12 protein-coding genes and 1 tRNA gene are annotated in these 10,967 nt (G+C 47.6%); 12 read left to right on the top strand and 1 reads right to left on the bottom strand.

Going from position 1 to position 10,967, the window contains the following annotated elements; genetic code table 11:
* From PHH49_08330 to rdgB, 11 genes are all read left to right on the top strand, one after another.
* Positions 1-1,751 (top strand): hypothetical protein (locus tag PHH49_08330; protein MDD5488944.1); only part of this gene is annotated, 1,751 nt, incomplete at its 5' end.
* Positions 1,752-1,774: 23 nt separating this feature from the next.
* Complete coding sequence (locus PHH49_08325) at positions 1,775-2,191, top strand: PilZ domain-containing protein (GenBank protein ID MDD5488943.1); 417 nt, start codon at positions 1,775-1,777, stop codon at positions 2,189-2,191.
* Positions 2,192-2,451: 260 nt separating this feature from the next.
* Positions 2,452-2,865 (top strand): PilZ domain-containing protein, encoded by a 414-nt coding sequence (locus tag PHH49_08320; GenBank protein MDD5488942.1) that lies wholly within the window; start codon positions 2,452-2,454, stop codon positions 2,863-2,865.
* A gap of 128 nt (positions 2,866-2,993) precedes the next feature.
* The gene (gene bamD / locus PHH49_08315; protein MDD5488941.1) at positions 2,994-3,965 is read left to right on the top strand and encodes an outer membrane protein assembly factor BamD; all 972 of its coding nucleotides are present in this window, start codon (positions 2,994-2,996) and stop codon (positions 3,963-3,965) included.
* Positions 3,965-4,537: an LPS assembly lipoprotein LptE gene (gene lptE, locus PHH49_08310; GenBank protein MDD5488940.1), complete on the top strand. Its 573-nt coding sequence runs from the start codon at positions 3,965-3,967 to the stop codon at positions 4,535-4,537. Before bamD ends, lptE begins: the two co-directional genes overlap by 1 nt.
* 48 nt (positions 4,538-4,585) lie before the next feature.
* Positions 4,586-5,536: a DNA polymerase III subunit delta gene (holA, locus tag PHH49_08305; protein MDD5488939.1), complete on the top strand. Its 951-nt coding sequence runs from the start codon at positions 4,586-4,588 to the stop codon at positions 5,534-5,536.
* A 19-nt stretch (positions 5,537-5,555) separates the two neighbouring features.
* Positions 5,556-6,353: a glutamate racemase gene (gene murI, locus PHH49_08300; GenBank protein MDD5488938.1), complete on the top strand. Its 798-nt coding sequence runs from the start codon at positions 5,556-5,558 to the stop codon at positions 6,351-6,353.
* The gene (locus tag PHH49_08295; GenBank protein MDD5488937.1) at positions 6,350-7,201 is read left to right on the top strand and encodes a fumarate hydratase; all 852 of its coding nucleotides are present in this window, start codon (positions 6,350-6,352) and stop codon (positions 7,199-7,201) included. The genes murI and PHH49_08295 overlap by 4 nt, the downstream gene beginning before the upstream one ends.
* A 17-nt stretch (positions 7,202-7,218) precedes the next feature.
* Positions 7,219-7,758, top strand: coding sequence for a FumA C-terminus/TtdB family hydratase beta subunit (locus tag PHH49_08290; protein ID MDD5488936.1), 540 nt, complete (start codon positions 7,219-7,221; stop codon positions 7,756-7,758).
* Positions 7,759-7,768: 10 nt separating this feature from the next.
* On the top strand, positions 7,769-8,491 hold the full coding sequence (gene rph, locus PHH49_08285; GenBank protein ID MDD5488935.1) for a ribonuclease PH: 723 nt from the start codon (positions 7,769-7,771) through the stop codon (positions 8,489-8,491).
* 2 nt (positions 8,492-8,493) lie between these two features.
* Positions 8,494-9,108 (top strand): RdgB/HAM1 family non-canonical purine NTP pyrophosphatase, encoded by a 615-nt coding sequence (gene rdgB, locus PHH49_08280; GenBank protein MDD5488934.1) that lies wholly within the window; start codon positions 8,494-8,496, stop codon positions 9,106-9,108.
* Between the two features lie 30 nt (positions 9,109-9,138).
* Here rdgB and PHH49_08275 read toward each other — a convergent pair whose 3' ends face one another.
* Positions 9,139-10,746: an AsmA-like C-terminal region-containing protein gene (locus PHH49_08275; GenBank protein ID MDD5488933.1), complete on the bottom strand. Its 1,608-nt coding sequence runs from the start codon at positions 10,744-10,746 to the stop codon at positions 9,139-9,141.
* Between the two features lie 141 nt (positions 10,747-10,887).
* Here PHH49_08275 and PHH49_08270 point away from each other — a divergent pair.
* A tRNA-His gene (locus tag PHH49_08270) sits at positions 10,888-10,963 on the top strand.
* The last annotated feature ends 4 nt before the right edge of the window (positions 10,964-10,967 follow it).

The raw sequence follows: 10,967 nt of genomic DNA, 5'->3' as shown, positions 1-10,967 counted from the left end.
AGGCGAAGTACATAAACGAGTATACCGCGGGCGGAGCCCTTATAGTGGCGTATGAATACACCTCGGGCGGGGTGATCGTAAAGAAGACGGAAGCCGACGGTACGATATACACGTATTACGGCGACGGCCTGATGGAGACGAAGACGCTGCCGGTAGCGGACGCGTCAGGCAACATATATTACCACTATATGGACGAGGACTTCGGCGGACAGGGATATGGCCGGATGGACGTATCCAAGAGGGCTACGGCGAACGCGGCTGGCGAACTCATGTTCAGCTATACGTATCATGAGGTGCCGAACGCGAGCAAGACCAAGTATGTATATGCGTACTCGGATACAGGTTTCAGTAACATGGTAACGATCTATGAGTATAACGCGTCAGGTACGCTTATAAGGAAGAAAGACTACGTGGCCGGGGAGGAATACACCTATTATGCCTCAGGCAGGCTTGAATCCAAAACACTTGACACGCCTGATACAGGTGGCAACGTGCAGTACCATTATAAGGACGAGAATTATAACGGTCTGGGATACGGCAGGTTGGACGCCATGGAGAGGGCCAGCGCAAACTCGGCTGGCGAACTCACGTTCAGTATTGTATACACGGGATCCGGCGACCAGGCCAGGATAGTGTACACATACAGCGATAGGTGGACGACGCTTGTTAACGAGTACGAATATGATTCGTCAGACAAGCTTGTCAGGAAATACGACCATGTCGCGAATGAGGAATACACCTATTACGATAGCGGCAGGATATATACGAAACAGACCTCGGACGGTACTGAGTATGTCTATTATGACGAGAACTTCAACGGTACGGGTAACGGGCGCATAAGAGAAAAAACGCTGGGAAATGGTTCCCGGTACGTTTATACGGCTTATTGGGGAAGCACCGACAAGGTCGGCATAATGGAAGAGTATGCCGCTAACGGGACCAAAGTCGCTACATATGAGTATTATTACGACGGAAGTACGGTAAGCGGTGTCAGGAAAAAGGAAGGTGACCGTACGACGGAGTTCGAGGGTGATTTCGTCCGCCCGGTATATGATGATAACCCGCAGTATAACTACCAGAACTGGTGGATATACGGTACCGTTTACTACTACAGTGACGTGGCGAAAGCTTTCGTGCAATTGCCGGGAGAAGCGGCTGTTGTTAAGTATGACGAAAATGACGAGAAGTGGCATTTGTACGCAATGTTCGATGCTTCTCAACCGTGGAATTGGGGAACATCGGAGAACAGCCAGTATGTAAAGAACTCCACTTCACAGATAGGGCTTAGGGACTCGGAGGGGAATGATATCACCTATCCGAACCTTTCTTCCGGGACGCCGGACCTTATGCCTTGGGACGAAAGCGCGCTCCCGTCATCCCAGATGTCCGCAGGCCCGCAAATGGAGGCGGCATTAGCAGCGGCGCCTGAGGAAGATACGGAAGAAGGGGATGAAGCCTCCGGTGGTTCCACGATCAAAGGTGTTGATATCAGCGAAGTGCTCTCGATGCAGGATGCACAGAGAAGTAACAGGTCGAATTTCACGGGACAGTCCGTGGAGATGGACTATTTCAAGGGCACGGATACCTTGATGCCGGTATCATCATTCAACCCCATGGCCAGTGTGGTGGAAAAGAACGGTGAATGCATGGTCGTCGAGAACGACCCGATGGCCGGGTTCATGCAGAAAGTCGAGTTCTTTAAAAGACAGTATACGATAGTTCTAGAGGAAAAAGAGAAGATCAACCGATAAAAAATAAAATGGAGGGAAATAACGTGAAGTTTGATGAAGAACAGAGAAGATGCTCAAGGGTCAAGATGAACCTGCCTTTAAGGTATCATAGCCTTAAAGACGGGGCCGGGGTCGTCGGGTCCGCGTCCATAACACGAAACGTCAGTTCTGGCGGTATCAGGTTCAGGACCGCGGAGTTCGTGTCAATGGCGTGCAGGCTGATCTTGGAGCTGGATATACCAATGCTGGCAAAGCCTGTTAAGGCTATTTCTAGGGTTGCCTGGATAAAGAAGAACGAGACCGGCAACGATTATGAAGTTGGTAACCAGTTCCTTGAGATGTCAAAGAATGACAAAGAACTTTTCCTCAAATATGTCGATACTCTCAGGGAGTCGCAGACAGTGCAAAGCACTGCGATGGATGGAGGGATCGGTATAAATGTGGAAGAGATATTGGATTAGTAAGGGGATCCCAGGCCGTAAAGGCCTTATTTTTAAGGAAAATAAGGCAAAATTGTCTCTTGTCGTAACCGGGAACATCGTAAGTAAAAAAAAAGTTAATTTTTAAAGTTTATCAATGCGATTTTTATATGGTAAAATTACATTGTAATTAGCTATTTCATTTTTTAACTATTGTGGTGCAGTTCCTGTAAATACATATATGTAGTGTTTGTTAACCGGGGAAACAGGGGAAAAAGAGATTAAACAAAAAAGAGGTAGTTATGGAGAATCATACCGACAATAGGCGATTTGAAAGGGTAACTACACACATTCCAGTGAAGTACCGTAAGATAGGTGGTTCTCCAGGAGAATCAGGAGTTGGAACTATCACCAAGAACCTGAGCGAAGGTGGAGTACGTTTCAGGGCTCCTGAGTTCGTGTCCAGAGCCTGCCGGTTGTTGCTTGAATTGGACATGCCGATGTTCAATAAGCCGGTAAAAGCTATTTCAAAAGTGGCTTGGATACGGAAGCTCCCATCAGGGACCGATTATGAGATAGGTAACCAGTTCCTTGAGATCTCCCGCCAGGACAAAGAGTTGGTTTCGGAATATGTGAACAGCCTTACTCTCTATAACGAGCCGGAGAGTAACACGGCCAGTTTCACGAAAAATGCCGAACCAGGGAATGTTGCCTGAGTTACACGCTTTTCCCAGATCAAGACGGTCAATATACCTTTGAGATTGACAATGCTGGATATTATAGTATAGAATGTAAAAACCGTCGTATCAGATCGAAACTTTAACACTTATATATAATTATAATTATGGCGATCAAAAAGAGATATTTTACTTTAGCCCTGATAGCAGTGATATTTTTCTTGAACTTATGTGTTGAAGAATCGGCTGCTTTCTGGATATGGACCCCAAAAAGCAAAACATTCGAGAATCCTAAATATGCCGTCAAGGATACGCCTAGAGAGCAGTATGAATGGGCGATGTACTTCTATAAACAAGGGGATTTCAACCGGGCCGCAGAAGAGTTCGTAAGGCTTACAAGAAGTTATCCCGATTCAGAATTGGCCCCGGAAGCGCAATATTACGCGGGTAGATCATACGAGGAAGCCGCTAAATACCTTTTCGCGTACCAACAATACCAGAAGACCATTGACAACTACCCATATACCAAAAGGCTGGATGAGATAGTTGAGCGTGAATACAATATAGCCAACATATTCCAGAGCAAGGATACCTCGAAGCTCATGGACCTTGAGTTGTCCACATCGATCGACAGGGCCGTGGAGATATACGCAAAGATAGTCGACAACAGCCCTTTCGGCCCATATGCCGATAGATCGATAATGCAGATGGCTGAATGCTACCGCAGGATGAAGAAGTATAAGGAAGCGATGGAATCATATGAGCGGCTGATAAAGGATTACCCGCAAAGTACTTTTGTCCAAGAGGCCAAATACCAGTTGGCGTATACAAGATACGAGGCCTCCCTTGATCCTGAGTATGACCAGGAGGAGACCGAAAAGGCGCTAAAGGAATTCAAGCAGATATCGGAGACCACGCCTATCCCGGCTATAGCGGCAGAAGCGAACAAGGTGCTTGATGAGCTTAATGCCAGGAAAGCGGACAGCGAATTGCAGATAGCGGAGTTTTACGAGCGTCAGAAACAATATACAAGCGCTCTTATGTATTACAGGGAGATAAGCGGTAAATTCCCGGGGACTCCCGCGGCGGAGTACGCGGGGCAGAAAATAATGAATTTGGAAAAAAGGATCGGTAATTAATGTTTTTTCGTAAAATATCGGCTATGGGCGTATCGTTGTTCCTGGCGCAGTGCGTACTTTTTTCGGGCTGTGGGTATCAGTACGGATCCATACTGCCGGCGGGACAGGACTCCATACATGTCGATAATTTCGAGAACAAAATAGGCGCTTCCGGTGATGTGTCCGACAAAAGAGCGAGTTATTCGTATCGCCCGGGACTGGAGATAGATATCACTAAAGCCGTTATCCAGGAGTTCATTTTTGACGGGGCGTTAAAGATAAAAAGCAGCGATAACGCTGATCTTATCTTGACGGGGGAACTGGTGGACTTTCGGCAGTACCCACTTAGTTATAACGAGGACCAGGAAGATAATGACCGTAGGGATGTCGAGGAATTCCGGATGCAGATATATGCTGATATTGCTTTAAGTGATAACAAGACCGGGAAAGTCCTGTGGAAGGAAAGATCCTTTATGGGAAGATATAGCTATACGGTTGTCGGTCCCAATGCCGAATCCGAAGAAACAGCTATAGGGAAAACAGTAAAGGATCTCGCGGACAGGATAGTTGAACGCGTGGTCGAAGACTGGTAACGGCCGGGCCTGTTTTTTTCTCCCCACCTGCGTACGATCTTACAAAAAATGGCTGACAATTATCTTATAATAGGCGATGATGTTTACATAAGGGATCGTGAACGCGAAAAGATCCGGGATAAGTATCTTTCCGGGGGGGATAAGGAGCTTAATTATTCCGTGTTCGGCCCCGGGGATATGGAAAATATATCGGACGCCTTGGGAACGATGCCTTTTCTCTCCGACAGGAGAGTAATAGCCGTAAAAGAAGCACAGGACCTCTCTCAGGAGTCCTGGGACATAATTGCGTCATATCTCGCGAAGCCGCACGAAAGTTCTATCCTTATCCTGGTAGTTAATGCCGCATTCTCTTCAAACAAGAATTACAGGAAGATCGAAAAACACATTAATCTGATAAAGGCTGGCACTCCCGACAAGGAGACCATGAAAAGCTGGATACGTGGGTTTTTCAGGAAAGAAGGAATGGAGATATTGCCAAGCGCCGTAGATCTTATGCTTGAACTTAAGGGCACTGAGGCTTCGGATATAAAGAACGAGCTGGAGAAGCTGGTCTGCTATGTTGGCGAGAGGAAAGAAATAAGCGCTGAAGATGTCGAGACCGTTGTGGGACGGAGTGTTAGCGAGGATATATTCCAGTTAGTTGACGCCATAAACAGGAAAGATGCGGGCAGGATCTTCCGTGTAGTGAACGACCTGTATGATAAAAAGAGGCGTCCGGAAGAGATCATAGGATACGTAGCGTGGTATGCGCGGACCATACAGAGGGTCTTTCTGCTGAAGAGTAAAGGCGTCGGCACCGAGGGTATAGCAAGGGATATGGGAAGACCTGTGTGGCAGATCAAAAGAGTTGTAAATGACCTCGCAAAATATTCCGAGGGAAAGATAAGGAAATGGGTTGAGATGATCTTTGCCGCGGATATTGATATAAAAACAGGGGTGATCCCGGCTGATATGGCGGTCGAGCGTTTGTTGATAGGGCTGGCCGGTGGGATCGCATAGGATGTTCTGGAGAGGTATTATGGAATATGACAACAGGCCTATAGGGATATTTGATTCCGGAGTGGGGGGCCTTACGGCAGTGAGAAGCATAAGGAAGCTTTTGCCAGGTGAGGATATTATCTATTTCGGGGATACGGCCCGGGTCCCTTATGGGAACAAGTCCAAGGAAACAATAACCAGGTTCACGTCGGAGATAATGAGTTTCCTTTTGAAAAAAGATATAAAAATGGCGGTCGTAGCTTGTAATACCGCGTCCAGTCTAAGCCTTACGTTCCTCAAACGGGCTTATCGCCTTCCTGTCGTAGGGGTCATTGTTCCGGGGGTGAAAGAAGCGGTCAAAGCCACGAAAAACCACAAGATCGGTGTTATTGGTACCAATTCGACCATATTGAGCGGGTCGTATGAAAGGGAGCTGAGGAGAGTTTCTCCCAGGGCCAAGTTGTACACTAAGGCTTGTCCTTTGTTCGTACCTCTTGTTGAGAACGGGATGACATCTGATCCTGTAACGCGTATGGTCTCGGAAAAATACCTGAAGACCATGAGGAAAAGGAAAGTGGATACGCTTATACTCGGATGTACACACTATCCTCTGCTAAGGAAGACCATAGCGGATACCATGCATGATATTGTTCTTATTGACTCATCTTCGGCTGTGGCGAAAGAAGTAAAAAAAATAATAAAAGACAACGGATTAGGATGTTTTCCCCGCAAAAAAGGCAGGATCAAGTGTTTTGTAAGTGATGACCCAACGGGATTTGATCGTACGGCCAGATTTTTCCTGGGAGAATATATATCAGCTAAGAAGGTCGCCTTATGACGTGCCGGGCTATATCGCGAACAGATATCGAGAGTGCCGTAATGAGACTTTGTCTGGAAGCTAATATCATCATACGGGATGATATTAGCCGGGCCCTGGAAATTCTTGCCGGAGAAAAAGAGCAGGGGGAACATACCCGTCGTATGGTCAAGGTCTTGCTTGATAACGCGACGATCGCCAGGGACAAAAAAATAGCGATATGCCAGGACACGGGTCTTGTGTGTGTGTTCATCGAGATCGGGGACAACGTATCGGTGTGCGGCATAAACATGCAAGATGCTGTAAATAAAGGAGTTATGCTTGCGTATAAAGAGTATGGATTTCGTATGTCCGTAGTCGGGGATCCTGTGATCAGGAAAAATACAGGATCGAACATACCGGCAATCCTGCATGTGGAGATAGTTCCGGGAGACACTGTTAAGATATCCGTTATGCCAAAAGGTTTTGGAAGCGAGAATAAAGGGCGTATCGGTATGTTGAAACCCACCAGCGGTGTAGGGGAGATAGTGGATTTTTGTGTCGAAACCGTAAAACTTGCCGGACCCGACGCGTGCCCGCCATATATTCTTGGAGTAGGGATAGGCGGAACAATGGAATATTGCGCGTATCTGGCGAAGAAAGCCCTGTTGAGGAAAATAGACAGGCCTAATGCGGCAAGTCATCTGGCGGATATCGAGACCAGGATAAGATCGGGGGCTAACGCGCTTGATATAGGGATAATGGGTCTTGGCGGCTCATCTACGGTGATAGGGGTCAATGTAGAGGCCGCGGCGACACATATCGCGGGTCTTCCCGTGGCTGTCAATCTCTCGTGTCATGCCTTGAGGACGGCTACGACTGAAATTTAATGGTGAAGGATCATATTATGGGACAGGTCATCGATATCAATGTTCCCTTGGACCAGATCACGGTCGGGGAATTAAAAGCAGGCGACGAAGTGTCGCTGTCAGGGCGTATATATACGGCCCGGGACCAGGCCCATCTCAGGATGTGTGAACTACTGAAAAAAGGTCAGGAACTGCCTATAGATATAGAAGGAGAGATCATATATTATTGCGGACCAACACCCGGGACCGGCGGTGTGATAGGGTCTTGTGGCCCGACCACTTCGAGCCGTATGGACGGGTTCACTGTTCCACTCCTGGAAAAAGGTCTTAAGGGCATGATCGGCAAAGGGACGCGTTCCCGCGAGGTGATCAAGGGTGTGGCGGAACATAAAGCGGTCTATTTTGTAGCCCCGGCCGGGGCCGGGGCATATTTAAGCAGCAAGGTCATTTCGTGCAAGGTAGTGGCGTTCGCGGATCTGGGTCCTGAAGCCATACACGAGTTGGTGGTAGAGAAAATGCCGCTGATAGTCGCCTGTGATGGTAACGGGGGATATATTTACGAAAGATTTGACCTTTGAAAGGAATATCATGAGAGCCGACGGTAGGAAAAGGGATGAGATCAGGAATATTTCGATAGAGGTAGATTATGTCAAACACGCGCACGGGTCGTGTCTTTTTTCCACCGGGGACACGAAGGTCATATGCACGGCAAGCGTAGACGATGGTGTCCCGCCGTTCCTTAAAGGCAAGGGTACCGGGTGGATAACTTCTGAATACTCCATGCTCCCGATGTCATGTCAGACGAGAGTTCCCAGGGAATCCTCCAAGGGAAAAAAGACCGGGCGGACTCATGAGGTGCAAAGACTTATTGGCAGGGCGCTTCGTAGTATTGTCGATATGTCGGCCCTGGGAGAACGTACGGTATGGCTTGATTGTGATGTTATCCAGGCGGACGGAGGTACGCGATGCGCGAGTATAAGCGGGAGTTTTATCGCTTTATATCTGGCAATGGAGCGGCTGAGTGATGCCGGCAAGATAAACAGGATACCGGTCAAAGACCAGATAGCGGCCGTAAGTGTTGGGATATTGGATGGGGAGGCATATCTTGATCTTACGTATGATGAGGATTCACGTGCCGATGTTGATACTAACATAGTAATGACGGGTAACGGAAGGTTCGTCGAGGTGCAATGTACGGCTGAGAGGGAACCTTTCACAGCCGCTCAATTCGGTGATATCCTGGGCTTTGCGGAGAAGGGGATCAAAAAAGTGTTCAAGGAACAGAAAAAAGCGTTGAGGGGGTCATTTTGAGCATGGATATTCTTATAGCCACTCATAATCCCAAGAAAAGGGATGAGCTCAGGAAGATTTTAAAGGATTTCGAAGATATAAACATAAAGAATTTCAGTGATATAAGAACCACTCCGCCGAACATAGTGGAAGATGGTAAGACGTTCAGGCAGAACGCGGTCAAAAAGGCTGTTACGACATCAAAGTTCTTCAATGGACTTGTTCTCGCGGATGATTCCGGTCTTGAGGTAGAAGCGCTGGGAGGAAAACCTGGCGTACGTTCCGCAAGGTTCGCCCGGAAGAACGCTACGGACGTGGAAAATAACGATAAATTATTGAAATTAATGGAAAAAGTACCGCAAGAGGAAAGAAAGGCCCGGTTCGTATGTCATATAGCTCTTGCCGCCGGCGGGGTCCTTCTCGGTACTTTTGAAGGGGAAATAAGCGGTGCGATCAGGGAAAAACCCAGGGGCAAGAGCGGGTTTGGATACGATCCATTGTTCTTGCCTGACGGGTACAACAAAACCTTCGCGGAAATGCCGGCGGCAAAAAAGAACGCGATAAGCCACAGGGCCTTGGCTTTAGAAAAGGTAAGAAAAGAAATAACCAAATACGCTAAAATGGGACGTTCTTCCTGACTAGAAGAGTATTGAAGGATAGGGGTAACGCTATTTTATCGTCCACTTAGGATCTTTCAGGGTCCCTCGTAGATGGGTCCTGCTTATCATTTTACCCAGATTGACTATAGTATTCCTTAGGGTCGTTTGCCAGTCTTCTTCCTCTTCGGATGGACCGGTTATCTTGTTCTCGAAGACGAGGTCCAAACCTCCATCGAAACCTACGGAACCGTGAGCGATGATAGATATTGTGTCTCCCTGCAATGTGAGATCGTTGGTGAAGATCCGCTTGTTCTTTATGGTAAGGTCGGCATATGCCCTGTTGATGATGGTCTTCCGGAAACCCGGGATAGTATCCTGCAGGGCGGCGTATATTTCGCCAAGGAACGGTGTGAGTATAGGCATTGTTCCCAGGTCCGCGTCATAAATATCCAACCTGCCTTTGCCAACAAGGGAAGGGGTGGACGTGGCATATCCCTGCAGATCAAGAGTACCCTCCAGCCGACCGGAAACGCCGGGTTCGTCCGGGGATAAATCGGATATAAGAGTACCATAGTTGATGCCTGAAGCGTCGAAGAGCAGGGAAAAGGGAAGGTCTTTATCTGTCAGGTCCACGGCGATCTGGGCTTTTAGCTCGCCCTTGCATATGCTGGCCCTAAGTGTTTGTGATGTAAGACGCCCTTCACGTATGTCTATTTTGCCATACATGTCCTTTATCCCTATGTTGCCCATGGACATGCCAGTCGCGGATATTTCGGCCGTTACGGTATATTCGGTCAACGACATGCCGGCGCCACTTATATCCACGATGGTCCTTATCTTGCCGGATAAAGGGATGTTGTCAGGTACCGATACGAAAGTGCCGATCAGTTCAGGTATAGATGTGAGGTCCAGTTCGGCCTCAGCTTTGCCGTAACCCGAAATGGTATCAGTGCCGATATCCTTGAGCACCCCGTCGAAAGTAAAAAGTATACCCGCAAATACCCCATTGAACTCTTTTAGTATAAGGTCGCTATTGTCCGGGATCATGCTGCCGGTAAGCGTAAGGGTTTTGGATCTCAGGGAAATATCAAAACCGGAGAATTCCTCTGGACGCGGCATGTAGTGGGCGATGTACGGTGTTCCCGCGAATATAAAATGCATTTTTGCGTTGGAAATGCCACTAGTATCAAGGTCGGCTCTGCCGCATATGCTGCTGAATTTAAGGTCCCGGTATGAAAATTCGCCATCTATCACGTATACGGATTCGATGAAATGCTGCCCGTAAAGACTATTAAGGTCCGGCATTTCCCCGGAATAGACCTCAAAGATCAGGTCGCATGATATATCCTTTTTTTTGAATCCGGTCAGGTGTATAAGATATTTGAGCCTGTGGGCTTTAAGTAAATGTGGGATATCTGGCATAAGTGTTATCTCGTTGATAGTGCATACTTTTGTATCCTTATCAAGGATATCCACGTCATACATGGTCATGCCGCGCGAGAGAGATAGGTCCAGGTCTTTGATGCTGGCCGTAAGCCCGATAACCGTCATTATCTCGTTCTCCAGACGGGTTTTCAGACGAGCGGTTATCTCGTCGCCATATATAGATAATACAAAATATATTATGACCGGGATAAGCGCCGATAAAAGCAATAATTTGCGAATAAGGCCTTTCATGATGTGTAAAGTATAACACAGGGGGAAATGGCCTGCAAGATAAGGAGAGGCGAGAATTAGGGCGGTCCGGCCTCAGGCACGTTTTCTATTGACTTAACTATAGATAGTAAATAGAATAATAACTCACTAAAAGTTCCGGAGGTGAGCGTAGCTCAGCTGGTAGAGCGCCTGACTGTGGCTCAGGTGGTCGTGGGTTCAAATCCCATCGCTCACCCCATTTT

Source organism: Candidatus Omnitrophota bacterium, from assembly GCA_028715965.1.
Taxonomy (GTDB): domain Bacteria; phylum Omnitrophota; class Gorgyraeia; order Tantalellales; family Tantalellaceae; genus JAQUQS01.
This window is presented reverse-complemented; position numbering and strand designations above follow the sequence as displayed.

Excerpts from the sequence above, each read along its gene's own strand:
- murI (MDD5488938.1), top strand. The coding sequence starts at position 5,556 with ATGGAATATGACAACAGGCCTATAGGGATATTTGATTCCGGAGTGGGG.
- bamD (MDD5488941.1), top strand. The coding sequence starts at position 2,994 with ATGGCGATCAAAAAGAGATATTTTACTTTAGCCCTGATAGCAGTGATA.
- lptE (MDD5488940.1), top strand. The coding sequence starts at position 3,965 with ATGTTTTTTCGTAAAATATCGGCTATGGGCGTATCGTTGTTCCTGGCG.
- rph (MDD5488935.1), top strand. The coding sequence starts at position 7,769 with ATGAGAGCCGACGGTAGGAAAAGGGATGAGATCAGGAATATTTCGATA.
- holA (MDD5488939.1), top strand. The coding sequence starts at position 4,586 with ATGGCTGACAATTATCTTATAATAGGCGATGATGTTTACATAAGGGAT.
- PHH49_08290 (MDD5488936.1), top strand. The coding sequence starts at position 7,219 with ATGGGACAGGTCATCGATATCAATGTTCCCTTGGACCAGATCACGGTC.
- PHH49_08320 (MDD5488942.1), top strand. The coding sequence starts at position 2,452 with ATGGAGAATCATACCGACAATAGGCGATTTGAAAGGGTAACTACACAC.
- PHH49_08295 (MDD5488937.1), top strand. The coding sequence starts at position 6,350 with ATGACGTGCCGGGCTATATCGCGAACAGATATCGAGAGTGCCGTAATG.
- rdgB (MDD5488934.1), top strand. The coding sequence starts at position 8,494 with ATGGATATTCTTATAGCCACTCATAATCCCAAGAAAAGGGATGAGCTC.
- PHH49_08275 (MDD5488933.1), bottom strand. The coding sequence starts at position 10,746 with ATGAAAGGCCTTATTCGCAAATTATTGCTTTTATCGGCGCTTATCCCG.